This is a genomic window from Micromonospora sp. NPDC048905, assembly GCF_040649655.1.
In the GTDB taxonomy this organism is placed as follows: domain Bacteria; phylum Actinomycetota; class Actinomycetes; order Mycobacteriales; family Micromonosporaceae; genus Micromonospora.
This window is the reverse complement of sequence record NZ_JBEZFV010000004.1, coordinates 346,841-371,859: the sequence shown is the minus strand read 5'-3', so window position 1 is coordinate 371,859 and position 25,019 is coordinate 346,841. Positions and strand designations below refer to the sequence as shown.

General features: G+C 70.7%; 20 protein-coding genes. 9 read left to right on the top strand and 11 right to left on the bottom strand.

All coding sequences use genetic code 11. The annotated features are described in order from the left end of the window. Positions 1-4 precede the first annotated feature (4 nt). Entirely contained in the window at positions 5-1,186 is a 1,182-nt protein-coding gene (locus tag AB0C01_RS13035) for a MalY/PatB family protein (RefSeq protein ID WP_357571180.1), read from the top strand. 115 nt (positions 1,187-1,301) lie between these two features. Here the strand turns inward: AB0C01_RS13035 and AB0C01_RS13030 are convergent, their stop codons facing one another. Beyond that, entirely contained in the window at positions 1,302-3,827 is a 2,526-nt protein-coding gene (locus tag AB0C01_RS13030; RefSeq protein ID WP_357571179.1) for an FtsX-like permease family protein, read from the bottom strand. Next, a complete protein-coding gene (locus tag AB0C01_RS13025; protein ID WP_357571178.1) occupies positions 3,824-4,636 on the bottom strand; it encodes an ABC transporter ATP-binding protein in 813 nt (270 codons plus the stop codon). Before AB0C01_RS13025 ends, AB0C01_RS13030 begins: the two co-directional genes overlap by 4 nt. Before the next feature lie 280 nt (positions 4,637-4,916). Here AB0C01_RS13025 and AB0C01_RS13020 point away from each other — a divergent pair, with 280 nt between their 5' ends. The 4 genes from AB0C01_RS13020 to AB0C01_RS13005 all read left to right on the top strand — a co-directional run bounded on the left by AB0C01_RS13020 (position 4,917) and on the right by AB0C01_RS13005 (position 8,000). After that, positions 4,917-6,056: a histidine kinase gene (locus tag AB0C01_RS13020; protein WP_357571177.1), complete on the top strand. Its 1,140-nt coding sequence runs from the start codon at positions 4,917-4,919 to the stop codon at positions 6,054-6,056. Then, positions 6,044-6,721 carry a response regulator transcription factor gene (locus AB0C01_RS13015; protein ID WP_357571176.1) on the top strand — a complete coding sequence of 226 codons (678 nt, stop codon included), beginning with the start codon at positions 6,044-6,046 and terminating at the stop codon, positions 6,719-6,721. Before AB0C01_RS13020 ends, AB0C01_RS13015 begins: the two co-directional genes overlap by 13 nt. A gap of 117 nt (positions 6,722-6,838) precedes the next feature. Further along, complete coding sequence (locus AB0C01_RS13010; protein ID WP_357255422.1) at positions 6,839-7,189, top strand: DNA polymerase ligase N-terminal domain-containing protein; 351 nt, start codon at positions 6,839-6,841, stop codon at positions 7,187-7,189. A gap of 94 nt (positions 7,190-7,283) precedes the next feature. Then, entirely contained in the window at positions 7,284-8,000 is a 717-nt protein-coding gene (locus AB0C01_RS13005; RefSeq protein WP_357571175.1) for an alpha/beta hydrolase, read from the top strand. Positions 8,001-8,011: 11 nt separating this feature from the next. Here AB0C01_RS13005 and AB0C01_RS13000 read toward each other — a convergent pair whose 3' ends face one another. From AB0C01_RS13000 to AB0C01_RS12990, 3 genes are read right to left on the bottom strand one after another with little or no spacing between them, the layout of a single operon-like run. After that, positions 8,012-10,885, bottom strand: coding sequence for an FAD-binding and (Fe-S)-binding domain-containing protein (locus tag AB0C01_RS13000; RefSeq protein WP_357571174.1), 2,874 nt, complete (start codon positions 10,883-10,885; stop codon positions 8,012-8,014). Positions 10,886-10,910: 25 nt separating this feature from the next. Beyond that, entirely contained in the window at positions 10,911-12,080 is a 1,170-nt protein-coding gene (locus AB0C01_RS12995; RefSeq protein ID WP_357255413.1) for an anhydro-N-acetylmuramic acid kinase, read from the bottom strand. An 11-nt stretch (positions 12,081-12,091) separates the two neighbouring features. After that, complete coding sequence (locus AB0C01_RS12990; RefSeq protein WP_357255411.1) at positions 12,092-13,651, bottom strand: sodium:solute symporter; 1,560 nt, start codon at positions 13,649-13,651, stop codon at positions 12,092-12,094. Positions 13,652-13,915: 264 nt separating this feature from the next. On the opposite strand from AB0C01_RS12990, the gene murQ reads away from it, so the two are divergent. Then, positions 13,916-14,809, top strand: a complete 894-nt coding sequence (murQ, locus tag AB0C01_RS12985) for an N-acetylmuramic acid 6-phosphate etherase (protein WP_357255410.1) — start codon at positions 13,916-13,918, stop codon at positions 14,807-14,809. Between the two features lie 72 nt (positions 14,810-14,881). Next, complete coding sequence (locus AB0C01_RS12980) at positions 14,882-15,886, top strand: hypothetical protein (protein WP_357571173.1); 1,005 nt, start codon at positions 14,882-14,884, stop codon at positions 15,884-15,886. Between the two features lie 88 nt (positions 15,887-15,974). On the opposite strand, the gene AB0C01_RS12975 is transcribed toward AB0C01_RS12980, so the two are convergent. The 4 genes from AB0C01_RS12975 to AB0C01_RS12960 all read right to left on the bottom strand — a co-directional run bounded on the left by AB0C01_RS12975 (position 15,975) and on the right by AB0C01_RS12960 (position 19,171). Continuing rightward, a complete protein-coding gene (locus tag AB0C01_RS12975) occupies positions 15,975-16,253 on the bottom strand; it encodes a hypothetical protein (RefSeq protein ID WP_357255405.1) in 279 nt (92 codons plus the stop codon). 13 nt (positions 16,254-16,266) lie between these two features. After that, complete coding sequence (locus tag AB0C01_RS12970; protein ID WP_357571172.1) at positions 16,267-17,085, bottom strand: hypothetical protein; 819 nt, start codon at positions 17,083-17,085, stop codon at positions 16,267-16,269. A 222-nt stretch (positions 17,086-17,307) separates the two neighbouring features. Further along, positions 17,308-18,546, bottom strand: coding sequence for an MFS transporter (locus tag AB0C01_RS12965; protein ID WP_357571171.1), 1,239 nt, complete (start codon positions 18,544-18,546; stop codon positions 17,308-17,310). 124 nt (positions 18,547-18,670) lie between these two features. After that, on the bottom strand, positions 18,671-19,171 hold the full coding sequence (locus AB0C01_RS12960; protein ID WP_357571170.1) for a helix-turn-helix domain-containing protein: 501 nt from the start codon (positions 19,169-19,171) through the stop codon (positions 18,671-18,673). Between the two features lie 78 nt (positions 19,172-19,249). On the opposite strand from AB0C01_RS12960, the gene AB0C01_RS12955 reads away from it, so the two are divergent. After that, entirely contained in the window at positions 19,250-20,158 is a 909-nt protein-coding gene (locus AB0C01_RS12955; RefSeq protein ID WP_357571169.1) for an oxidoreductase, read from the top strand. Between the two features lie 151 nt (positions 20,159-20,309). Next, positions 20,310-21,575, top strand: a complete 1,266-nt coding sequence (locus AB0C01_RS12950) for a PHB depolymerase family esterase (RefSeq protein ID WP_357571168.1) — start codon at positions 20,310-20,312, stop codon at positions 21,573-21,575. Positions 21,576-21,623: 48 nt separating this feature from the next. Here the strand turns inward: AB0C01_RS12950 and AB0C01_RS12945 are convergent, their stop codons facing one another. Both AB0C01_RS12945 and AB0C01_RS12940 read right to left on the bottom strand, forming a co-directional pair. Further along, entirely contained in the window at positions 21,624-23,192 is a 1,569-nt protein-coding gene (locus tag AB0C01_RS12945; RefSeq protein ID WP_357255476.1) for an RICIN domain-containing protein, read from the bottom strand. Positions 23,193-23,347: 155 nt separating this feature from the next. After that, positions 23,348-24,862 carry a family 43 glycosylhydrolase gene (locus AB0C01_RS12940; RefSeq protein ID WP_357571167.1) on the bottom strand — a complete coding sequence of 505 codons (1,515 nt, stop codon included), beginning with the start codon at positions 24,860-24,862 and terminating at the stop codon, positions 23,348-23,350. Between the last annotated feature and the right edge of the window lie 157 nt (positions 24,863-25,019).

Below are 25,019 nucleotides of genomic sequence, written 5' to 3'. Positions count from 1 at the left end.
GGCGATGAGCGGCGTGCTGAGCGGTACCCGAGACTCGATGAACCCCCTTCGCCAGCTCACGATCGATCAGCTCCGCGAACGGACGAGCCTCAAGTGGCGGGAGTACCCCGACGACGTGCTGCCGCTCTGGGTCGCGGAGATGGACGTGCCACTGGCCGAGCCGGTCGCGGCGGCGATCACCGACGCGGTCGCGCGCGGCGACACCGGCTACACCGCCGGGACGGCGTACCCGCAGGCGCTGGCGGAGTTCGCCCGACGGCGGTGGGGGTGGGACGGGCTGGCGGTGGAGCGCACCGCGCTGGTGCCCGACGTGATGCACGGTGTCGTGGAGGCGCTGCGGCTGGTCACCGGGCCGGGCGACGCCGTGGTCGTCAACTGCCCGGTCTACCCGCCGTTCTACGAGTTCGTGGCGCACGCCGACCGTCGGATCGTGGAGGCGCCGCTCGGCGCGGACCTGCGGCTCGACCTCGGCACGCTGGAGGACGCGTTCCGCCAGGCCCGGGCCGGTGGGCGACCGGCCGCGTACCTGCTGTGCAGCCCGCACAACCCGACCGGCGTCCTGCACACCGCCGACGAGATGGCCGCCGTCGCCAGCCTGGCCGAGCGACACGGGGTGCGGGTGGTCGCCGACGAGATCCACGCTCCCGTGGTGGGTGGGGGAGCGCGGTTCGTGCCGTACCTCTCGGTGCCCGGCGCGGAGAACGGCCTGTCGCTCATGTCGGCCTCCAAGGGATGGAACCTGGCCGGCCTGCGCGGTGCGCTGCTCATCGCCGGCCCGGCCGCGGCCACCGATCTCGTCCGCGTCCCGTTCGATGCCAGCGTCAGCACCAGCCACCTCGGCGTGATCGCGCACACCGCCGCCTTCCGCGACGGCGGCGAGTGGCTCGACGCCCTGCTGACCGGCCTGGACGACAACCGCCGGCTTCTCGCCGCGCTGCTCAGCGAGCACCTGCCGGCCATCCGTTACCGACCCGGGCAGGCCACGTACCTCGCCTGGCTGGACTGCCGCGCCCTCGGCCTCGGCGACGATCCCGCCGCCGTGTTCCTCGACCGTGGCCGGGTGGCGCTCAACTCGGGTCCGGCCTTCGGCAGCGGCGGCGACGGGCACGTCCGGCTGAACCTGGCCACCGCACCGGAGCTGATCACCGAGGCGGTACGCCGGATGGCGACCGCGGTCGCCGGATGATCCCGGTGGCGCGCACCAACCCGCCACAGTTCAGGGTCGTCGCAGCCCGGCCAGACCGGCTTGCGGCACGGACCCGTGCGATACACCTGCGGGTACCGCACGGGCTCTGTCTCGCCTAACTATGGTGAATTGCTCGGAGAATGTTCATCTTGGATGCTCGGCGGGCGGGCCACGTCGCGGCGACGACCGCAATGGCGATCGCTGCCAGCAGATAGAGACCCAGGCGATCCAGGGGAATATGCAGTGTGCCTACTTCGTCGGCCATCGCCCGCTGGAGTGCCCATCCGACGGCCGTGCCGAGCCCCACTCCGAGGACCGCACCGAACAACGCAATCATTACTGCTTCGTAGGTGATCATGGCAGCGACCTGCGACCGCGCCATCCCGACCGCGCGCAGTAGACCGATCTCCCGAGTCCGTTCGATGACCGACAGGCCGAGGGTGTTCACGATTCCCAGGGTCGCGATCGCGATCGAGAGAACGAGCAGCACCACCACAATGGTAAGGATCTGATCGATACCCTGACGGGCCGCGGCTTTGGCATCCTCCCGGTCCTGGAGGTCGACGTTCGGATACGCCCGGAGCGTGTCCCGCACACCGGCGAGCGCCGTCGCGGCCCGAGCATCGTCGATGTCGATGAATGCCTTCTGGATCAGCGTGGTAGGCGTGTGGCTGGTGTAGCCGTCCGGATGGATCATGATCGAGCGACCCACCATCCTGTTGTCGGCGAAGATCCCGCCAACCCGGAAGGTGGCCGCCTTGCCATCCGGGTACTTCCCGGCCACCGTGCTGCCCACCTGCCAGCCCTTCGACTCGGCGAGCGTGCGCTGCGCCAGGATGTCGTCGGTTCCCAACGTCGCGGAGCCCTCCAGTATCGTCAGGTTGGCCGGCACCGACAGGGCCTGGGCGTCGGCGACCACAGCGGCCATCTCCTCACGGCCGATCTCCAGCGATCCGATCTGTAACGGCGTGACACTGTGGACGCCCGGCACGGCAGCCACCCGGTCGACAACCTCGCGCTTGAACCCGGTCAGCCCGCGCGGCTCGATTGTGTAGTCCGCGCCGAACTGCCGGTCGACGTCCGCCTCGGCGGACGCACTCAGCGAGCTGGCCAGCACCGTCGCCACCGACACCAGGGCCAGTCCAACCATCAGCGCGGAAGCCGTCGCCGCCGAGCGGCGAGGCTCCCGGCGGGCGTTCTCCCGACTCATCCGGCCCACCGCACCGGTCAGCCTCGCGATCGGCCAGCCGAGCACGCGAATCACCGGACGACCCAGGTAGGGACTGACCATCGCGGCGGCCAGCAGCAGGATCACCCCGCTGATCACCACCAGCGCGGCGCCGTCAGCACCGCGGTCCCCGACCCCGCCGGCCAGTCCCGCGCCGCCCAACAGCGCCACCGTAAGCCCGAGGATCAGTCGGACCAACCGGGCTCGACGCGCCTCCACGACGTCGTCACGAAGCGCCGCCATCGGGGGGATTCGCGACGCGCGCCGGGCCGGCACGTACGCCGCCACCACCGTTACCAGCACGCCCACGAGGTACGACCAGAACACCGTCGCCGATGCGATGACCGGCGCGCGGATCGGCAGTTGGGTGCCCGCGAACTGGGTGAACAGCAGCCGCAGCAGGAACGACACCCCCACCCCGGCGATCAGGCCCAGGGTGGCGCCGAGTATGCCGACACCCAGCCCTTCGGCGAGGACGGCCCTGGTCACCTGGGCGCGCCCGGCCCCCAGTGCGCGCAGCAGCGCGAGCTCCCGGGTGCGCTGCGCGATCAGCATGGTGAATGTGTTGAAGATGATAAATGAGCCCACCACCACTGAGACGCCGGCGAAGGCCAGCAGGAAGCGGCTCAGCAGTGCGAAGAGGTCCTTGAGCTCCGCCTCGAACTGCTCGGCCTGTTCGGCCGGTGTCGTCGCCTCGTACTGCTGCGACAGCAGCGGCCGGACCTGCCCGAGGACCTCCTCTTGGGAGACGCCCTGACGCGGTTTGAGGAGGATCGCGGAGTAGTTGCCTGGCCCGGTGAGCAGGTCGTGGGCGGCCGCCGGGGAGTACCCGACGTACGTCACGACCCGGCCGACGTCTTCGTCCTGGAGCTCGAAGATGCCGACGACCTTCATCCTGCGGGTGTCGCGCTGGGCGACCACGGTGTACGAGTCGCCGACCTTGACCTGGCCTTCGGTCGCGGTCCTGGTCTCCACCACTATCTCGTCCGCACCTGTCGGTTCCCGGCCACTGAGCAGGGTCAGGGTGACGCCGGGTCGGGGCGTGAACGCCCCGCCAAGGTTGGCGTTGACGTCCTCACCGATGATCGAGCCGTTGTCGCGCACCAGTGCGGAGTAGCCCTCGATCTGCCCGTACACCTCGGCGTCGGTGACCTTCTCGTTGAGAGTGGTGAGCAGGCCGGAGGGCACGGTCGACGGCGGGGCGCCAGCACCGGAGACAGTCTCCACACCGCGAACGGTCACCGTCTCGGCCTGTGCCCGTTTCTCGAAGAGCGGCCCGAAGCTCTGACTCGCGGTGTCCCGAAAGATCATCGTTCCGGCCACGAACGCGACCCCGAGCGTCACGGCCATCGCGGTGAGCAGGAACCGGGCCCGGTGGGCGAGCAGGTTACGCACCGCCAGCTTGGCGATCATGCGCGAGGCCCCTTCACGGCCGCTGCCACTCGGGTGTCCAGATCCTTCATCCGTTCCAGCACGGTCGCCGGGGTCGGCTCCCGCAGGCGGTCGATCAGTCGCCCGTCGGCGAGGAACACCACGTGGTCGGTGTACCCGGCCGCGACCGGGTCGTGGGTGACCATCACGATCGTCTGCCCACTGCCGCGCACCGATTCACGCAGGAGTTCGAGCACCTCACCGCCGGAGCGGGAGTCCAGGTTGCCGGTCGGTTCGTCGGCGAAGATGACGTCCGGCCGGCCGACCAGAGAGCGCGCACACGCCACCCGCTGTTGCTGGCCGCCGGAGAGCTGACTGGGCCGGTGGTCGAGTCGGTTGCGCAAGCCGGTCGTGTCGACGACGGTGTCCAGCCACTCCGCGTCCGGCTGCCGACCGGCAACGCTCATCGGCAGGAGGATGTTCTCCAGCGCCGACAACGTGGGAACCAGGTTGAACGCCTGGAAGATGAAGCCGATCCGGTCCCGCCGCAGCCTGGTGAGCTGCTTGTCGTTCATCTCGGTCAGCTCGTCGTCGCCGACGAACACCCGTCCGGCGCTGACCGTGTCCAGTCCGGCCAGGCAGTGCATCAGCGTCGACTTGCCGGAGCCGGACGGTCCCATGATCGCGGTGAATTCCCCCCGGGGGAGGCCGATGGTCACGTCGTCCAGCGCGACTACGGCGTTCTCGCCCAGCCCGTACTTCTTGGTGACGCCATCGGCACGGACCGCGGCCGTCCGACCGCCATTTTCGGGGGGGACCGGCTGCGCGGTTCGCGCCGTGGTGTCGGTCATGGCTGCTCCGGGTTCGGCGATCTGGGGGCGTGCCGATGCACGCCGGACGATCCAATCCTGCCCTCAAGGAGGTCCTGCCTAGGCTGGCGAAAGTACCCGATCCCGGTCCGATGGTCCTCGACTTTGGTCGGCTGCCCCAGCCGTCGCCCGGTCGGTAGTCTGCGCTCATGAGCGGGACCCATCCGGCCGCCCCGCGGCCCGCACGGGGGCACCCGGTGCCGCTGGTCGCCACGGCCGGGCACTCGTGAGCGTCGAGTCGCGGCGGCGCGGGACCCGCGAGGTGGTTGCCGATGTCTGCTGCGTCAGCGCCGCGTTGGTCATCGCGGTAGCGCTCGCCGGTGAGGCCGAGGGAACCGGTCAGATCACCGGACGGGCATTGTTCTGGGCGCTCGTGCCAGGTGTCATCGGGTCGATCATGCTTTGGTGGCGGCGGCGTTACCCGGTCAGGGTGGCTCTCGCGCTTGCCCCGCTGGTGATGCTCACCGACATGGTCGGCGGCGCGCTTCTGATCACCGTGTTCACGCTCGCCGAGTACCGCCGGTGGCCGGTCACCGCGGCGTTCATGGCGACCTATCTCGTGGCGCACATTCCGTACCTGCTGGTCCGGCCGGACCCACACCAGTCCGCGCTGACCACCAGCACGGTTAACGCGTTCCTGCTGGTGATGGCGGCAATGCTGGGCACCGTCGTTCGGGGGCGGCGCGACGCCGCAGCGGCGGTGCGGGACCGGGCACAGCGGGCCAAGGCCCAGGCTGAGCTGCGCACCGAGCAGATCAAAGCAGTCGAACGTGCTCGCATCGCTCGCGAGATGCACGACGTCCTCGCGCATCGGATCTCGCTGGTGAGCCTGCACGCGGGAGCGTTGGAGATCCGTGCCGACCTGCCCGCGGCCGACGTGTCGAAGCTGGCCGGGACGATCCGGTTCACCGCGCACGAGGCCCTCGACGACCTGCGGGAGATCCTGGGTGTGCTTCGGGGTGGTGGCCTGGCCGTCGACGGCGGCCCCGTGGGCCTGCGTCCTCAGCCGGACCTGGGTGACCTCGACGCCCTGGTCGCGGAGTGTCGGGAAGCCGGCGCCGAGATCGCCGTCACCGACGAACGGCCGGACCGGCCGATATCCGCGTCGATGAGCCGCACCGCCTACCGGGTGGTGCAGGAAGGGCTGACCAATGCGCGCAAGCACGCAACGGGTATCGAGGTGCACCTGCGTCTGGCCGGGACCCCGAAGGACGAGTTGCACGTGGAGATGTGCAACCGGCTGACCGGCGGAGCCACTGTCATTCCCGGCGCCGGTACCGGTCTGGTCGGGCTCGCCGAGCGGGTGGGCCTCGCCGGCGGCCGATCGCGGCACGGCATCCAGCAGGACCCGGCGGGACGGCTGTCGTTCCGTCTGGAAGTCTGGCTGCCGTGGCAGACGTGATCCGGGTGCTGATCGTGGACGACGACCCGCTTGTGCGAATGGGTTTGTCATTGGTACTCAGGGCCAGCGCTGACATCGAGGTGGTCGGCGAGGCGAGCGATGGTGCCCAGGCGATCGAGGTGGTGGAAAGACTCGCACCCGACCTGGTGTTGATGGACATCCGGATGGCGGGGATGGATGGCCTGTCGGCAGCCGAGGCGCTGCGGGCATCCGGCAGCCCTGCCGCCGTCGTCGTGCTCACCACCTTCGATACCGACGAGCATATTCTTCGGGCACTTCGGGCCGGTGCCGTCGGATTCCTCCTGAAGGACACTCCACCATTGGAGATCATCGAGTCGGTTCGCCGAGTCGCCGCCGGGGAGTCGATGCTGTCCCCGCCGGTCATCGGCCGACTGATCGACCACGTGGTGCGTACCGGCGCGGACGCCGGCCGGTCGTCCGCCGACGATCCGGCGAGCCGTGCCCGTGCGGCGTTGGCACGGCTGACCGACCGCGAGCGCGAGGTCGCCGACGCCATCGGTGAGGGCCGGTCGAACGCGGAGATCAGCGCCACGCTGTACATGAGCGTCACCACGGTGAAGGCCTACGTGTCGCGCATCCTCGCCAAGCTGCGGTGCACGAACCGGGTTCAGGTTGCCATCCTGGTCTATGAGTCCAGAGGTTGACGTCTCGCGCAGATTTCCTGCGATCGCTGCGCCGCGCCCGCCTGATCGTGCTCATTCCGGGACGTGCCGTCCTGGTTCGCAGGCTGCCCGGAGTCGCACCCGGAGACAATTGTCGGCGTGCCACCTGCCTTCGTGCTGCACCACCACCGCCGGCCCCGACCGCACTTCGACCTGCGGCTCGAGGAGGCCGGCGTGCTGCGTTCCTGGGCGGTGCCCCGCGGCCTGCCGGACAGTCCCCGCGCCAACCGGCTCGCGATCGCCGTGGCGGACCACCACCTTGATCACCTCACCTACGAGGACGCGGACAAGTCGATCGCCGACATCGGCACCTGGGAGGAGCACGACCGCGACGACCGCCGACTGCTGTTCACGTTGCACGGCCGCGCCGGTCGACGGCGGTACGCGCTCATCCGCACGGCCGAGGGGTGGCTGCTGCACCTGACGAAGGAGCAGCCCGCGGACGGGTGAGAGGGCCGGATGTTTCGGCCTCGCGGGACGGGTATTCAGGCGCACCGGCGCGGCCGTGGGTGGAACAGCGTCACGGAGTAAGGGAGTGCGTGTTATGTCTGATCCGCAGCCCACAATCGTTCTCGCCCACGGGGCGTTCGCCGAGTCGGCGAGCTGGAACGGCGTGATCGAGCGGCTGGGTGCCGCGTACGACTCGGTGGCCGCCGCCGTCCCGCTGCGGGAGGTCGCCGGCGACGCCGCCTACCTACGGGACGTGGTACGCGGGATCGGCGGCCCGGTCATCCTCGTCGGACACTCCTACGGTGGCATGGTGATCACGCAGGCCGCTGCCGACGAACCACTGGTGCGAGCCCTCGTGTACGTCAACGCGTTCGCCCCGGACACCGGCGAGTCGGGGCTGTCGCTGTCCGGGCAGTTCCCCGGCAGCACGCTCGCGGACACGCTGGTGAAGTACCCGCTCTCGTCCGGCGGCAACGAGGTGGCGATCGGCCAGGACGCCTACCACCAGCAGTTCGTCGCGGACGTGTCGGCCGACGTCGCCGCGCAGATGGCCCGCACGCAGCGGCCGATCACCGAGAAGGCGCTGGGTGACGGGCTCACCGGCGACCCGGCGTGGCGATCGCTGCCCAGCTGGTTCGTGTTCGGGGACTCCGACAACAACATCCCGGTCGCCGCGCACCGGTTCATGGCCGAGCGCGCCCAACCGCGGGGCCAGCGTGAGGTCGCCGGCGGTTCGCACGCCATGGTGGTGGCCCGGCCGAGCGAGGTCACCGAGACGATCATCGAGGCGGTCCGGGGCGTGGGCGGCTGACCCGACCGCGGCTACGCGGGCGGCTCGACCGCCTCGACGAGGACCTGGAGCACGTGCCGGTACGGCTGCCCGGTGGCCCGGCTCATGCCCATCTCGCAGGTGCGGTTGCAGGAGGCGTACGCGTCGTGGTCGCGCTCGTTGACCTCGGCGGCCTGGGCGGCGGTGGCGCTCGCGGTCACCTCGGGATGCAGCATTCCCCGGTCGCCGGCGAAGGCACAGCATCCCCAACTGTCCGGCACGGTCACCGTGTCGGCGACGGCCTGGGCCACCGTGTGCAGGTCGTCGCTGCCGCCCAGGTGCACCGTGGAGCAGGTGGGGTGCAGGGCCAGCGAGCCCAGCCGGCGGGGTTCCGGCAGCGCTGGCAAGAGGTGCTCGGCGGTGAACGTGACGCTGTCGACGAACCGCAGGGCGTCGTACCGCGCCCGGTCCTCCTCGGCCAGGGCGGCGGTCAGCTGCGTCAGCCCGTGCGTGCAGGACGACGCGTCACACACGACGGGCAGGCGGCCCTGGTCGCTGGCCTCCCACAGCGTGGCGAGGGTCCGCTCGGCCATCTCGCGGTGACCGGCCGGATAGCCCTTGGACTGCCACGGCGTTCCGCAGCACAGGCCCGCCGTGCCGGCCGGCACGACGACCGGCACGCCGGCCAGCTCGCACAGGCGCAGGAACGCCGCCGCCGCGCCGCCAGCCGGACCGTCCTCCGGCGCGAAGAGGCTGCCCACGCAGGCCGCGAAGAACACCGCCTGGGCGTCCGGCGCGTTGCGGGGTCGGGGGCGGGGAGCGCCGGCACGCGGCATGTCGTCGCTCCACTGTGGCACCAGCTCAGTGGCGCCGAGCCCACGGATCACCCCGGTGGCGGCGCGGGTCAACGGTGTCGGCACGGCGTGTGCGGCGGTCAGCCCCAGGCGGACACCGGTCACGGCACCCTTCCAGTGCCGGGCGACGCCGCGGGCGGTGCGCTGGGCGGCAGGGCTGTGCCGTTCGGCGCGCAGCCGCTTCATCGCCGCGCCGGTGTCGATGCCGACCGGGCAGGCGGTGACGCAGAGGCTGTCCGCGGCGCAACTGTCCACCGCCGCGTACGCGTAGTCGGCCGTCAACTCCCGGCGGCGCTCCTCGTCGCCGGCGGCGGTGGCGAGGGCGATCTGCCGTTGCAGGACGATGCGCTGCCGGGGCGTGGTGGTGACGTCGGCGGTGGGGCAGACCGGCTCGCAGTAGCCGCACTCGACGCAGGCGTCCAGCTCGGGGTCGACCGTCGGGACGGCCTTGAGCTGCCGCAGGTGCACGGTCGGGTCGTCGTTGAGCAGCACACCGGGGTTGAGCAGGCCGCTGGGGTCGCACAGCCGCTTGAGGTCGCGCATCACGTCGTACAGCTCGTCGCCGTACTGGCGGCGGACGAAGGGGGCCATGGCCCGGCCGGTGCCGTGCTCGGCCTTGAGGGTGCCCCCCTCGCCGAGCACGAGGTCGACCATGTCGTCGGTGAACCGGGCGTAGCGGTCGATCTCGGCAGGTGTGTCGAAGGACTGGGTCAGCATGAAGTGCAGGTTGCCGTCGCGGGCGTGTCCGAAGATCACCGCGTCCGGGTAGCCGTGCCTGTCGAACAGGTCGATCAGCCCGTCGCAGGTGCCGGTCAGGCGCGGCATCGGCACCGCGATGTCCTCCAGCAGGGCCGTGGTGCCGGGCGCGCGGGCACCGGCGACCGCCGTGTAGAGGCCCTTGCGCAGGTGCCAGAGCTTGGCCCGTTCGCGGGGGTCGTGGGTCAGTGCGGTGCCGGTGACGGCGGGCAGCCGGTCGAGCACGGGCTGGGCCTCGGCAAGGGTCGCGGCCAGGCGTTCCGCGCTGTCCTCGGCGAACTCCACGAGCAGCGCGGCATGCCCGGCGACCGTCAGCCCGCGCAGGGCCGCGCTCGCGTCGGGGTCGCGCTGGCTGACCCGCAACGCGGCCGCGTCGAGCAGTTCGGCGGTACGCGCACCCACGGCGAGCAGGGCGGGCAGCGCGTCGGTGGCGGCGCTGAGACCCGGCAGGATCAGCAGTCCGGTGGCGGCGTGTTTGTGGATCTCGACGGTCCGGAAGACGGCCTCGGCCACGAAGCCCAGGGTGCCCTCGCTGCCGATCATCAGGTGGGCGAGCATGTCGGCCGGGCTGTCGTGGTCGAGCAGGGAGTTCAGCCCGTACCCCATGGTGTTCTTCATGGCGAACAGCCGCTCGATCGTGGCGCGGGAGTCCGGCGCCGAGCGCACCCGGTCGCGCAGGCGCAGCAGCCCGGCGTACAGCTCCGGCTCGTCGGCCCGCAGCCGGTCGTCGGCGTCGCGCGCGGCGGAGTCGACGACGGTGCCGGAGGGCAGGACGAAGCGCAACGACTCCATGGTGCGGTACGCGTTGTCGGTGGTGCCGCAGGTCATCCCGCTGGAGTTGTTGGCCACCATGCCACCCACCGTGCAGGCGGCCTCGCTGGCCGGGTCCGGGCCGAGCCGGCGGCCGTAGCGGGCCAGCCGGGCGTTGGCCTGCCGGATCGTGAGGCCCGGCTGGAGCCGGATGCGGCGGCCGTCGTCGAGCACCTCGGCGTGCCGCCAGTCGGTCCGGACGTCGACGAGCACGCCCGCCCCGCCGGCCTGCCCGGCGAGGCTGGTGCCGCCGCCGCGCAGGGTCAGCGGGACACCAGCCTCCCGGGCACCCGCCATCAGCGCCCCCACCTCGGCCGCCGAGGCGGCGCGCACCACGGCCTGCGGCTCGAACAGGTACGGCGAGGCGTCGTGCGCCGCCGCCAGCCTGCGGGGCAGCTCGGTGCTGGCCCGGCTCGGATCATCGAGGCGTGAGCGCAACAGCTCGGCGACCTCGCGGGCGCGGACGCCGGCCGTGGTCGGCGCGGGTACTCCTACGACGGGTCTCATGGGCGGATCCTCCCGGGAGGGGCGGTCAGTAGGCGACGATCAGCCGGTCCGGAGCGGTGTCGACAGGCGCCGGCAGCCGCAGCGCCTGCCGGCCGGGCGTGATGCTGCCGAGCACGGAGGCGTGCCGCGCGCCGGTGCCCGAGGGCAGGGTGCCCGGCAGCCCGTGCACGGTCAGGTAGCCGAGCAGCGCGAAGGCCAGTGCCTCCTTGGCGTCCGACGCGACACCCAGGTCGTCGCTGGACGACAGGTCGACGTCCGACAGCTCCTCGGCGATCATGCGCATCAGCGTCGGGTTGTGTGCGCCGCCGCCGGAGACGACGAGCCGGGTGACGCCGTGGTCGCGGCAGGCGCCGGCCACCGTGACCGCCGTCAGCCGGGTGAGCGTGGCCAGGACGTCCTGCGGATCCGGCGTGGGCGCGTCGGCGAGTGCGGCGAGCAGGTACGGCAGGTGGAACAGCTCCTTGCCGGTGCTCTTCGGGCCGGGCTGCCGGTAGTACGGCTCGTCGAGCAGCCGCCGCAGCAGGGCCTGGTCCACCTGCCCGGCCGCCGCCCCGCGCCCGTCCCGGTCGTACTCCTCGGTGCCGCCGCTGAAGTGGCGCGCGGCGGCGTCGAGGAGCGCGTTGGCCGGGCCGGTGTCGAACGCGAGCGGGTCCGCGTCCGGCGCCACGACGGTGATGTTGGCGATGCCGCCCAGGTTGAGCGCGGCGGGGACGCCGGGCAGGCCCCGCAGCAGCAGCGTGTCGAAGAGGGCGACCAGGGGAGCGCCCTGGCCGCCCGCCGCGACGTCACGGGTACGCAGGTCGGCCACGACCGGAAGGCCGGTGGCCTCCGCGATCCAGGCCGGCTGACCCAGTTGCAGGGTGCCCCGGACCACACCGCCGTCGACCCAGTGGTGCATGGTCTGCCCGTGCGAGACGACCAGGTCGGCGTCTCCGCCGCACAGCTCCACGAGCGCCCGCGCAGCGGCCTCGGCGAAGGCCTGGCCGATACCGGTGTCCAACACCGTGATCGCCTCGGTGCTGGTCGGCGCGGGCGGTAGGGCGGCGGCGATCCGGGTGCGCAGCTCCTCCGGGTACGGGTGGCTGAGCCGGCCCAGTGGCCGCATCCGCAGGGTGTCGCCGCTGAGGTCGAACTCGGCGGCGGCGGCTTCGATGCCGTCGTAGGAGGTGCCGGACATCAGGCCGATGACACGCATCACGTCCTCCTTCAGGCCCGGGCGGCGGGCTCTGCCGCGTCGTCGATCTCGTCGGCGCGTCCATGGTCGTACGGCGTCGCCGGGGCCGCGTGGAACCGGCTCGACACCGCGCCGACCAGCAGGGTGATCAGGACGCCGATCGGCACCAGCCACTGCGCGGCGATGGCGGTGGGGACGGTGTGCCCGGCCGTCGTGACGTCGATCTTGACGTAGCGGACGATGTAGGTCATCACCGCCACGGTGACGAGGAAGGCGATGAACGCGTCGACCTGGTTGGCCCGGCTGACCAGGCGGCCGAGCAGGAAGGCGCCGAGCAGCGCCCCGTAGGTGTAGCCGGCGATGGTCAGACCGGTCAGGTAGACGTTTCCGGTGCTGGAGCTGAACGCGCAGGCGAAGACCGCCATCAGCACCGCCCAGACCAGGGTCATCACCCGGGCGAGCCGCAGCATCGCGTCGTCGGAGGGGACCTTCCGGAAGAAGCTGTGGATGAAGTCCGCGACCGTGGAGTTCGACATCGAGTTCAGCGCCGAGGACAGCGACCCCATCGCGGCGCCGAGGATGCCGGCGACCAGCAGGCCCGAGATGCCCACCGGCAGGGCGTGCAGGATGAAGCTCGGGTAGAGGTTGTCGCTGCTGGCCAGGCCGAGCTCCTTGAAGGTCTGACCCTTGTTGTACGACCACAGCAGCGCGCCGACCAGGGAGAACGCCGCGAACTGGATGACCACGAAGATGCCCGAGGAGATCATCGCCTTCTGTCCTTCGCGCAGCGTGCGGGTGGACAGGATGCGCTGGACGATCAGCTGGTCCGACCCGTGGCTGGCCATCGCGAAGATCGCACCACCGATGATCGCCGTCGGCAGGGCGAACGGGCTGGTGAGCACGTGCGCGAGCGTGAAGTTGGTGTCGAAGAGCTGGAACTTGCCGGCGTCCAGCGCCTGCGAGTAGCCGTCGAAGCCGACGGCGTGGCTGAGCACCCCGATGGCCAGGATCGCCCCGCCCAGGTAGAGCCCCATCTGGATGGCGTCGGTCCAGATGACCGCCTTGATGCCACCGAGGTAGGTGTACACCACCGTGATCAGCGTCAGGACGATGATGATCGCCTGATAGCCGACATTCAGCCCGAACTCGTCGAGGAGCAGCTTGATGGGGATGGCCGAGGCGAACAGCCGTACGCCCTCGGCGAGCAGGCGGGTGAAGACGAACGTGACCGACGCCAGACCCTGGAGTTTCAGGCCGAACCGCTCACCGAGGTACTGGTAGGCGCTGACGAAGCCGCCCCGCTTGTAGAGCGGGATGAGCACCGCCGCCACGATGACGCGACCGATCACGTAGCCGAGGGCCAGTTCGACGTTGCCGAACCCCTGCCCGCTGTAGGCGCCGCCGGGCACGCTGATCACGGTCAGGACGCTGGTTTCGGTGGCGACGACGGAGAACGAGACGGTCCACCACGGCAGTCGACCCTCGCCCACGAAGTAGTCCTTGGCGGACTTCTGTTTGCCGGACAGGCGTAGTCCCACGTAGGCGATCACCACGAGGTACAGCACGATCACGACAAGGTCGAGTTGACGCACGGCTCGCTCCCAACCAGGGGTTGTCAATAAGTGACGCATGTCTAGCGTATCGCGAAACTTTTTGCCAGTCCGCGTCCGGGCTGGCTACGCTGTGGTCCCGGCCTGCGGATACGGGGAGGCGGGGGGTCGAGCGGAGTGGCCCGCCCCCCACCGTGCCGACCAGGCTGGCACGGCCGGAACGGCACATTGCGGACGCGGCGCTCGACGAGCCGCAGCCCGTCGTTCGACCGGCGACTGAACACAGCGAGAGGAACGAGTAACCCCGTGGACCTCAGCACCCTCGGCACCGAGACCCGCAACGACAAGACCAGCGACCTCGACCTGATGTCCCCCACCGAGCTGCTCCTCGCGATGAACGACGAGGACCAGACGGTGGCCCAGGCGGTCCGGCGGGCCGTGCCGGACATCGCGGCCGCCGTCGACGTCGTCGTGGCGTCGCTCCGTCAGGGCGGGCGACTCATCTACCTCGGTGCCGGCACCAGCGGCCGGATCGGCATGCTCGACGCCGTCGAGATCCCACCCACCTTCGGTACGTCGCCCGACCGGGTTCTCGGCCTGCTCGCCGGGGGAGCGCGAGCCTTCGGTGTCGCCGTCGAGGGCGCGGAGGACGACCCGAAACGTGCCGTCGCCGATCTCGACGCGGTCGGCCTGACCGCCCGCGACACGGTGGTCGGGCTCGCCGCCAGCGGCCGCACCCCGTACGTGGTGGGCGGGCTGGAGCACGCCCGCGCGCTCGGCGCGTCGACAGTCTCGGTGGCCTGCAACTCCGACGCGGTGATCAGCAGGTACGCCGACGTCGCCATCGAGGTGCCCACCGGTCCCGAGGTGCTCACCGGCTCCACCCGGCTCAAGGCCGGCACCGCCGAGAAGCTCGTCTGCAACATGCTCTCGACCGCCACGATGGCCCGGCTCGGCAAGGTCTACGGCAATCTGATGGTGGACATGAACGCCACGAACGAGAAGCTCGTCGACCGGGCGCGGCGGATCGTCGCCGAGGCCGCCGACACGGATCTCGACAGCGCCGCGCGGGCCCTCGCGGCGGCGCACGGGCACGCCAAGACGGCAATCGTGCTGCTGCTCGCGAACTGCACCGCCGAGGAGGCCGCTGCGCGACTGCGCGCCGCCGACGACGACGTGCGGGCGGCCGTCGCGGCCTGACCGTCCCGCCCTGGCACGGGGACAGATCCGGGCACGGACTTTATGTCGGGCCGCTCGCCTAGGGTTCGCCGCATGTACTTCGTGTGCCGGTGGCGCGAGGAATCGCCGTTCAGCAAGCGGGTGGTCACCCTGCCCGACGCGACGATTCTCGACTGGTTCCGCCGGGGCTGGGGCCGTGCCAATCCGCAGGGCTGGATCGAGAGCGAGCTGGGCGATGACGTGTACGGCCTGGACTCGATCTTCGAGGGAGAGCGGCACCTGCCGCTGCCGGAGACCCTCGACGACCTACGCGAGCTGCTGAACGAGCACCTCTACGTGGAGGGCGACGACGACGGCACGTTCATCCGGCTCGGCGAGGGCGCCCTGCGCGTGCGTACCGACGACGACGAGGTGGATCTGGCCTACTACTTCGTCGAGGAGGCCGCCGCCGTCGCGTCGCCGGACCGGCTCGCCTTCCTGCTGCACGACACCTGGCCACTGCCGGCCGTCGCCGCCGCGCCGGGCGCGATCTTCGACCACGGGCTGCCGGTCCGTACCGTGCGCATCGCCCCACCCGGGCCGGAGGCCGTGTTCTCGGTCCGTCTGGGTTGGGGCTCGCACGACGCCGACCGGACCCTGGACCTGGCTGGCGCCATCGCCTTTCCCGGGCTCACCCTGCCGGACCTCGCCACTCGTCTGCGTGCCGTCGACGCGCCCGGCACCCGCCGATGGCCCCACGATGCCCAGCTGTTGCGGGCCCTGGTCGCGCCCGACGAGACGGACGCCGGCGCGGCGCTGGAGCGCTACGTTCGGCTGTCCGGGTACGACCCGTCGCCCGCCAGCCTCGAGCTGGCATCGGCACACCACGCGATCCACCCGGAGGTGGTGCGGCTGCTGGCCCCCCAACCGTCCGTCGGGTCGCTGGTCCGGTCGGATCCGCACATCGCGCAGGTCGCCCGATACATCGACGACTTCTTCGGGTTCGACCAGTGGTTCCTCTTCGACACCAGGTGGGCGGCGGCACACCCGGCCCTGGCCCGTTCGTTGCTGCGCTACGCGGCGCACTGGGACCCGTACGACGACGCGACGGCGCAGTAGCTCTCCATCGTGGCCCGTGAGTGCTCCTCCGGCTCGGTCGAGAGTCGACGAAGCGCCCCGTCCGCGTCGGACGGGGCGCTTCGTGGTGTCAGCCGAGCGGTGGGTAGGAAACCGTGCGGTCCCCGTCGGCGTCGGTCGCGGTGGCCAGCTCGATCCGGGGGGACCGGTCCGGCGGGAGGTGGGCACGGTCGGCGATGACGACGACGTCCACCTCTCCGTCGATCATGGCCTGCTCGATGGTCTCCCACGATGCCCGCATGATTCCCGCGAATCGGTACGAGTGTCGGCGAAGGTGCGCAAGACACGTCGCGACGGCGTGCTCCGCCGGCTCGATGTGGGCGGGAATCCAGATGACGGCTATCTCCATGGTCTTCTCCTGATCAACGTCGTGGACGCGAGTGGGTGATCAGGAGTTGCTGTGGTGGCGGGGGACCCCGCTCCACCGGTCGGCTGGCAGCGCGCCTGTCGACCGCGGTGACGGTGCGCCCTGGACCCAGCGGCGCGCTGGGCGGCACCGCCTCAGCTGCCGACGTGGGCGGATCGGCACCGCCGGTGCCGACACCGGCGGGCGCCGACGCGAGCGCCAGCACGAGCGCCGGTGGCCCCGACGCCGGACGGACGGGTGGTCGGGACGGCTCGTCGATGCCCGCGGCCGTCGCCACCCGCGCCCGATCCGGTGTTCGGCCGTCGGAGGTGTGGTGCCCGACGCGGAACACCGTCGCCGGCACGGGCGTCGACGGTGCCGGCGCCGACCGCGAGGCGGCGCGTGCCTCGGTGGAGGCCGAGTTCGGGGGTGGGGGCGTGGCCTGCGGCGAAGACGACGACGACGTACGGGCCGGCCGCGTCGGTACGACGGCAGAGGGATCACCCGACAACGTCGGCAGCGGATCGGCCGGCAGGGTCGGCAGCGGATCGGCCGGCAGGGTCGGCAGAGGGACGGCCGACGGCAGTGGCAGGGGAATTGCCGACGGCAGGGGCAGGGGGAGTGCGGTCGGCAACGGCAGGGGGACGGACACCTGCACCTCGACGAGGTCGGGCACCCGTACCGTGATGGTGCCTGGCGAGGAGTTGACCTCCACCGGCTGGAGACTCGTCGGCAACGGTAGCGGCGTGTCGGCGTGGGCGGGGTTGGCGCCCAGGGTCGCCCCGAGCGCCGCGGCCCCGAACGCCGCCGCTGGAAGGCTGTGCCTCCACCGCATCAGACGGAGGCCGTCGACAGGTGCGCCGCGAGCCCGGCCCGGTGCGATTCACCGGTGCGCTGCCGCTGGCCGAGCGGATGCCCGTCGCGTCCTGCCGTTCCCTCCATGTGCGGGTTCTTGCCCCGGGAATCCCCGGGCTACACCTTTCGTCGATGTCTGGGTGGTTGGCTCGCGTGAACGACCTGGACCCGGGCGATCGACGTCAATGATCGAGCGGGCGGATCACACCCGGGCTTCCGCGGGCGCCGGAGCGAGGTCGAGCGGCAGGTCACGCATCCGGCGGATCGGCGTCGAGAGATAGATGATCGGGGAGAGCACGGTGAGCGCCCCGAAGATCAGCAGGGTGGTGCGGGCGCCGAGCGGCCCGGCCAGGACGCCGGCGAGCAGACCGCCGAGGGGGATGGCACCCCAGGAGACGAACTTGACCGTGGCGATCACCCGCGACAGCAGCTCCGGCGGGCTGGCGAGCATCCGGTACGTGCGGGTGGTCACGCTGAGCACCACCGTGGACCCGGCGAAGATGAGATTCCCGACGGCGAAGGCGAGGTAGCCGGCGGTGCCGGTGCCCAGCGGGATGATGAGCGCGCCGACCACGCCGACGAAGGCCGCGATGATCAGACCACGTGCGGTGCCGAACCGGCGGGTGAAGCGGGTGGTCAGCGCGGCGCCGATGAGCGTGCCGAGCCCGTCGGCGGCGATCAGCAGCCCGACCAGGAGCGGCGGTGCGTGCAGCTCGCGCACCAGGTAGAACTGGAAGAGAGCCAGCATGGCGCCGTTGACGAAGTTCGTCGCGGTGGCGTCCCACATGGCCGGTCCGATGATCGGGTGGCGCAGCACGTAGTGCCAGCCCTCGCGGATCATCGTGACCATCGGTGGCCGCTGGTCCGGTTGCCGCACCCGCCGGGCCGGCAGGGTGCGCAGCAGCACGGCGGAGACCAGATAACTGACGGCGTCCACGAAGAGCGTCGGCACCGCACCCAGCAGTTGCACCACGAGCCCGCCCAGGGACGGCCCGCCCAACTGGGTGGCGGCGAGGGTGCCGGAGTTGAGACTGTTGCGCGCCTGCAACTGCGCGGCCGGCACGATCTCGGGCAGGAAGGTCTGGTTCGCCACGTCGAACAGCACGTTGGCGAAGCTCACGACCAGGGCGACCACGACCAGTTGGGCCACCGTCAGGGTGTCGTACCACCAGGCCAGGGGGACGGACGCGATGGCGAGGGCCCGGATCAGGTCCAGGACGACCTGCATGCCGCGCAGCGGCAGGCGCTGCACGATCACCCCCGCCGGCAGGCTGATCAAGAGATACGCGAGATAGCCGGCCGCCGTGATCAGACCCATGTCGAAGGCTGACGCGTGCAGCACGACCAGCGCGGTCATCGGCAGGGCCAGCCCGCCGACGGCCGAACCGAGGTGGCTGGTCGTGCTGGCCAACCACCAACGCCAGAAAGCAGTGAGTTCCATGATGGAACTCACTATAGGGATGGGAGTGCGGACGGTCGACCCCGCAGGCCCTGCCCGCGACGGCACCGTCGCGGGCGAGTCGGGCGCCGGAGCCCGCTTGCTGCCGAACCGTCGGGCGGTGGTGTCAGGGTCGTAGGCCGGTGACGACGATCTGAACGAGGTCGGCGTCGCCGCGGTGTCGTGCGGTCGCGACGCAGCCGACGACGAGGGACTGGACGTCGTCGGGTGTGATGTCCGGGCGTACGGATCCGCGTTGCTGCGCTTCGTGTAGGAGTTCGGCGAAGGCGGTGTTGAGGGCGGCGTCGGCGTCGGCGGGAATCTGGTAGCCGCCGCTGGACAGTGCGTCGGCGACGGCGCGGTTGGCGAGGCCGGCGTCGACCATGACGGTGAAGAACTCGGTGAAGTCGATACCGGATCGGGCCTTGGCGGTCAGCGCCTGGACGCGGTCGAGCACCACGGCCTCGATCAGCGATTCCTTTGTCGGGAAGTGCCGATACATGGTTCCCGCGCCGACGCCTGCGCGCCGGGCGATGTCGTCGACGGGTACGCCCGCCCCTTCGGTGGCCAGGACCACGTAGGCGGTGTCCAGGATGCGTTGGCGATTGCGGCGAGCGTCGGCGCGCACGAAACCCTCCCTGTCGACAAGCGGGGCGGTCGTTCCGTATAGTTAAACGGGGCGACCGTTCCGATTATAGGAGACGTCATGTGGAGCACGCGCGACATGTCCCGCCTCGATGGCGCCACCGCGTTGGTGACCGGAGCCACCGGCGGCATCGGCCTGGAAACAGCGAAAGCCCTGAGCGCGCACGGAGTCCACGTCGTGATCGGCGCACGCGACACGGAGCGCGGCGCGGACGCCATACGCCAGTTGCCCGGCAGGGGCAGCGTGCTCTCACTCGACCTGGCCTGCCTCGAATCGGTGCGGCAGGCGGCAACCGACCTCCACGAACGCGTCGATCGACTCGACATTCTGATCAACAACGCCGGTCTGTGGTGGCAGCCGGCCCGGCGCACCAAGGACGGCTTCGAGTCCCAGATCGGCGTCAACCACCTTGGCCACTTCGCGTTGACCGGACTGCTCCTCGACCTGGTCGAGCGATCGCCGGCCGGTCGGGTCGTCACCGTCAGCAGCATCGCAGCAGGCGCAGGCTCCATCACTCGTCTCGACCTGAGAAGTCTCGACGGATATCGGCCAACCACCGCCTACAACACCTCGAAGCTCGCGAATCTGCTCTTCGCGTTCGAGCTGCACCATCAGCTCACCGCGGCCGGCGCCTCGACGATCAGCCTGGCGGCCCACCCCGGCGCGGCGCGCACCGACCTGTTTCGCGACGCGTCGCCGGGATTCCGGGTGGCCAACGCGACGATCGGACGGCTGTTCACCCAGTCGCCTCAGGCTGGCGCGTTGCCAGTGCTACGGGCCGCCACCGACCCACAGGTCACCGGCGGTGAGTACTACGGGCCGGGCGGTCCCGGCCGCTTCAGGGGCGCCCCGAAGCGGCAACAGGCCCCACGACGCGCCGGTGACCCGGCCGCGCGACGTCAGCTGTGGACGATGTCCGAGGAGGCGACAGGCGTGATCTACCCCCTGCGCGCCGGACCCGTGCGCTGAGACGATCGCTCGAACTCCACCTCCGCAACGGTCCGGACCCACGCGTGGAATGCCCGGATCGCTCGTGCCGGCGACGGTTGCCAGCGGATCTCGGCGGCGTTACGTTGAGATCTCATCGACGCACGTCGACGTCGCAACGTACGGGGGCCGCATGTCCACGCCTGTCACTCGTCGCACTGTTCTGGCCGGTGGAGCCGGTGCGGCCATCGGCCTGGCGGTGCCCGGCCTCGCCGCCCACGCCGGCGGCCGCCATCCCACGACCGTGCGCTTCACCCTCGACGCGACAACGCTCGACGGTGGTGAGCAGGTCACCTCGGTCACCCTCGACACCGGCCGACTCGGGCCGATCGACCCGGCCGGGCTGACCCCCGGCACGTTCAGCGTGCACGCCAAGGCCACGAGTCCACTCCCGATCGCTCCCGGCGACCAGATCTTCAGCGAGTACGACCTGGACCGCACGGTCACCGCGGCCCGCCTCGACCGCCACGGCAACATCGTGCTGGAGTTGAGCCACGCCGAAGGTCAACCCGGCGGTGGCACCCTGGGCTACATCCTGAGCAAGGGCCGTAACGTGCGGCTGGACCTCGTCTACACCATCACGCAGAACGCCCCGATCGCCCGGCGCCACGGCTCGCCGGTCACCATCACGCGCTTCGTGCAGGGACGGCTGTCGAACCCCGAGGTGGACGCCTTCAGCCACCACGTCTCGGGCTCGGGTATGAAGTACCGGCTGTATTCACCCGACCACTCGGCCGGGCACGGTCGACGACCGCTGATCGTCTGGCTGCACGGCGCCGGCGAGGGCGCCTCGTTGCCGGACGACTACTACGACAACGAGACCACCCTGCGCGCCAACCGCGGGGCGCTCGGCTTCGCCACTCCCCAGGCGCAGCGGATCTTCTCCGGCGCGTACGTCGTGGCTCCGCAGAGCACCTCCTACTGGATGGAGGACGGCCCCCGGTTCGCCCCGCTGATCCGCGAGATCGTCCAGGACCTCGTGCGCCGCAAGCGCGTCGACCCCGACCGGATCTACGTGGTCGGTTGCAGCAACGGCGGCTACATGTCCCTGGAGATGACCGTCACCTATCCCGACCTGTTCGCCGCGTCGGTGCCGATCTGCGGCGTCGTCGAGCCGCTCGGCGGGGACGGCCCGCCGCTGATCACCGACGCGGAACTGGCGGCGATTCGGACCCCGACCTGGCTGGTCACCTCGCGTGACGACGACACCGTGCCACCGGAGACCAACACGATCCACGCCCACGACCTCATCCCGGGATCGCTGATCACCCTGTACGACCAGGTCGTCTGGAACGGCTACCGGTTCCCCGGCCACTGGTCCTGGATCTACGTGGCCCGCAACGACCCGAGCCGCAACGGCACCCACATCTGGCAGTGGATGGCCCGCCGCCGTCGGTGAGCGCGGCGAGTGCGGCCGTCCGAACCCGGGCGGCCGCACCCCCTCGGCTCAACACCAGGTGAGAGTCGAGTTGACCCGCGTGACGTTGCTGATCGTGTTGCTCGCTCCACCGCAGGGGCTCTGGGTGATGTTGGTGCCGCTGACCGTCAGATTCTGGAACCGGATGCCGGACGAGATCGGAAACTCGCTCCGCGCCGCGATCCGTATCTCACCGCCGCCCGTCACCGTCCCGGAGACCCCGGCGATGACGACGTTGTAGCAGTTCTCCACCAGGATCGCGTTGTTGCCGGTGTTCGAGATCGTGACCCGGTCGATGACCGCGCCGCCGGACTCGGACACGCAGAAGATCCCCCGGCCACCCCCGGACGCGAGCACGGTGCCGACCCGGATGTTCGTCGGGTACGCGTTGCCCACCCGGCCGTTGCGGTTGGCCATCCGGAACGCCGCGTACCCGGTGCCGGCCCCGGCGCCCTGCGCGTCGACGGTGCCCACCGTGGCGTTGATCGTGTCGTTGAGCAGCAGGCCGGAGTCGCGGGTGTTCCGGGCCGTGACCGTGCCGATCGTGAGACCGTCCACGCCGTACGTCTCCACCCCGTGGGTGCCGGTCCCGGACACGTACACGGTGTCGATGCGGACGTTGCGCACCTTGACCGCTCGATCTCCACCGTGGTTGTCGATGCGGACGCCCAGACCGGCGGAGAGTCGCATGTCGATCTGCCCGAGGGTCAGGTTGTTCACGTTGCGCATGAAGATCCCGTACAACGGGGAGCCGGTGAGCGTGAGGTTCTGCACCTCGACGTCAGTTGTCCCCCGCGAGTACACCGGCGCCTGGTCGCCCGAGCCCGACCCGGTCACGTTTATCGTGCCGCACACGGCCAGGGTCGTGTACGACGGCAGCGACAACCGGGACCCCGCGCTCATCGAACCGGAGCCGCGAACCACCACCCGCTGCTTCGACGTTCGACCCGCCGAGAGCGAGTTGACCGCCGCCTGCATCGCCGACAGCATGTCCGCGCCCGAGTAGACGGTCGACGAGCCGTTACGGGATGTCCAGGTGCCCCCGCTCAGCACGGCCTCGGCGTTGCTCGACCCGCTGCCACACCCGGTACCCCCGCCGCCCATCTGCACCAACTGCCACTGCTGGTTGGGTCCGTTGACGTCGGCGTACTGACTGATCCGGCCGCCGTCGACCGTGGACCGTTCCCAGACCTCGAGGGCCTTGGCGGAGTGACGGTTGATCAGCCGGACGTGGCCACCGTCGGAGTCGAGTACCTGGAACTGCTGGTTGGTGCCATTGACGTCGGACCACTGGCGGTACTCCGCGCCGTCGGCGGTGTTCCACTCCCAGAGGTCGACGACCTTGCCGCTGTGCCGGGCCTTGAGCCGGTAGTAACCGCCGCCGGAGGAGACGAACTGGAACTGCTGCCACGCGCCGTCGTTACGGGACCACTGCTGGAGCACCGCGCCGTCCGCCGTCGAGGTGTCCCGCACGTCGAGCACCTTGCCGCTGTATCGGTTGACCAGGACGTAGGAGGCGTTGGTGTCGATGCTCGCCGCCGTCGCCGGCGGTGCGCCGACCAGGACGGCGGCGGCCGCGCCGACCAGCGTGGTGATCATGGCGAGGACCAGGGCCGTACGCCGGCCCCGACGGATCGATCCGCCGCCGGACGGTCTTGTCCTGAGAGTGAAGCGCATCGCTCCTCCTGGGCTGGATCGGCTCCGGGCGAGCCGGGACGGTGTCGACGGCCGCGGTCGTCGCAGCCGGTGGGCGGCTATTCCAGGTGGAAGGTGGCCGTGGCGCGGTCGGCGCTCGAACTCACCGGCTCGACGTAGAGCAGTCCGCCGCGGTGGCGCACGTGTCGGCCCGGGAAGTTGTGGGACTCCAGAGAGATCCCGGCGCTGTCGGCGAGGCCGGACTGGCGGCGGAAGCTCGCGTCGCCGCCGAAGAGGGCGGAGCCGTCGTTCTTCTCGACGTACAGGGCGTAGCCCCGGTGGCGCAGGTAGTACCCGGGGAAGTTCGTCGACTCCAGCGACACCGATCCACCGCCGGCGAGCCCGGTGACGATCCGGAACTGCGAGTCGGCCAGATTTGTCACGTTCGGCTCGATCCGGGCCCGGTACTCCCAGTGCCGGATGTAGCTGGTGGCCAGGTCGTGGGAGCGCAGCCGGACCGGGGTGGCCCCGTCGGGCACGGGAATGCCGAAGTTCGGGGTGCCGTCGGCGTTCCAGTACACCTTCTGGAGCCGGGTCCGCCGGTTCGGGTCGTTGAGCGGATCACCGCTGATGTCGCGGTAGTTGCGGTCGTGATAGACCAGGATGTCGCTCTGCCCATCCTCGGAGACGGTGAACGAGTTGTGGCCGGGGCCGTACTGGCCGGTGGCCGCGTTGCTGACGAACACCGGGTTGGGGCTCTTGCTCCAGGAGGCGGCGTCGAGCAGGTTCGCGGTGGCGGAGGCGCTCAACATCCCCAGGCAGTAGTTGGCGTCCGTGGCGCTGGCCGAGTAGGTCAGGAAGATCCGGCCGTTGCGTTGGACCACCGCCGGTCCCTCGGCGACCCGGTAGCCGCGGGTCTCCCAGTCGTACGTCGGCACGACCAGCCGGGTCACGGTGCCCGTGATCTGCCAGGGGTTGGCACCCATCCGGGCCAGGTACACGTTGGAGTTGTTGGAGATGCCCGGTTCCTGCTGGGCCCAGGTCAGATAGCGCACCCCGTTCGCGACGAATGTCGACGCGTCCAGGCTGAAGGTGTCCCAGGGGGTCGTGATCCGTCCCCGTTCGGTCCACGAGCCGGTGAGCGGATTGGCGTTGGCGTTCTCCAGCGCGTACATCCGGATCCGCCACACGTCGTCGGTGCGGCCCGCGGCGAAGTAGATGTACCACCTGTTGTTGATGAAGTGGATCTCCGGTGCCCAGATGTGGGCGCCCATCTCTCCGCTGGTGTGGCGACTCCAGATCGTCGTCTCCGCCGCCGTCGCCAGCCCCGGCAGGGTGGTCGCACGTCGCAGCACGATCCGGTCGTACTGCGGCACCGTGGCGGTCAGGTAGTAGTAGCCGTCGGTGTGCCGGAAGATGTGCGGGTCGGCCCGCTGGTTCACCAGTGGGTTGGTGTAGTTGACGGCCGGCGCGGCCTGCGCCGGCCCCGCGGCCGGCAGTCCGGCGGAGACGGCGAGCAGCACCAGCACGGCGGCCACGACCGACCGTCGGCGTCGGCGGCCCCGGCGGTCGGCGCGCGCCGGACCGATGGCGCAGTGGGTCGCCGGCTCGGTGCGGGGGAGTGGCAGCGGCATCTGTCCTCCGTGCGGTTCGTGAGCGACCCGTGTGTCGGCGGCGTGACGGTGGTGTTGCGTCCAGGTAGCGCCATAATGTTGGCGTTAACATTGATGAGTGTCAAGGAAACCGTGCCGTTGACCTGCCCAGCGTCCCGCCGAGAGTCGGACGGTGTCC

What these genes read in the sequence shown, in the direction of transcription:
- AB0C01_RS13035 (WP_357571180.1), top strand. Translation starts at nt 5, where the DNA reads ATGAGCGGCGTGCTGAGCGGTACCCGAGACTCGATGAACCCCCTTCGC.
- AB0C01_RS13030 (WP_357571179.1), bottom strand. Translation starts at nt 3,827, where the DNA reads ATGATCGCCAAGCTGGCGGTGCGTAACCTGCTCGCCCACCGGGCCCGG.
- AB0C01_RS13025 (WP_357571178.1), bottom strand. Translation starts at nt 4,636, where the DNA reads ATGACCGACACCACGGCGCGAACCGCGCAGCCGGTCCCCCCCGAAAAT.
- AB0C01_RS13005 (WP_357571175.1), top strand. Translation starts at nt 7,284, where the DNA reads ATGTCTGATCCGCAGCCCACAATCGTTCTCGCCCACGGGGCGTTCGCC.
- AB0C01_RS13000 (WP_357571174.1), bottom strand. Translation starts at nt 10,885, where the DNA reads ATGAGACCCGTCGTAGGAGTACCCGCGCCGACCACGGCCGGCGTCCGC.
- AB0C01_RS12995 (WP_357255413.1), bottom strand. Translation starts at nt 12,080, where the DNA reads ATGCGTGTCATCGGCCTGATGTCCGGCACCTCCTACGACGGCATCGAA.
- AB0C01_RS12980 (WP_357571173.1), top strand. Translation starts at nt 14,882, where the DNA reads ATGTACTTCGTGTGCCGGTGGCGCGAGGAATCGCCGTTCAGCAAGCGG.
- AB0C01_RS12975 (WP_357255405.1), bottom strand. Translation starts at nt 16,253, where the DNA reads ATGGAGATAGCCGTCATCTGGATTCCCGCCCACATCGAGCCGGCGGAG.
- AB0C01_RS12970 (WP_357571172.1), bottom strand. Translation starts at nt 17,085, where the DNA reads ATGCGGTGGAGGCACAGCCTTCCAGCGGCGGCGTTCGGGGCCGCGGCG.
- AB0C01_RS12965 (WP_357571171.1), bottom strand. Translation starts at nt 18,546, where the DNA reads ATGGAACTCACTGCTTTCTGGCGTTGGTGGTTGGCCAGCACGACCAGC.
- AB0C01_RS12955 (WP_357571169.1), top strand. Translation starts at nt 19,250, where the DNA reads ATGTGGAGCACGCGCGACATGTCCCGCCTCGATGGCGCCACCGCGTTG.
- AB0C01_RS12950 (WP_357571168.1), top strand. Translation starts at nt 20,310, where the DNA reads ATGTCCACGCCTGTCACTCGTCGCACTGTTCTGGCCGGTGGAGCCGGT.
- AB0C01_RS12945 (WP_357255476.1), bottom strand. Translation starts at nt 23,192, where the DNA reads ATGATCACCACGCTGGTCGGCGCGGCCGCCGCCGTCCTGGTCGGCGCA.
- AB0C01_RS12940 (WP_357571167.1), bottom strand. Translation starts at nt 24,862, where the DNA reads ATGCCGCTGCCACTCCCCCGCACCGAGCCGGCGACCCACTGCGCCATC.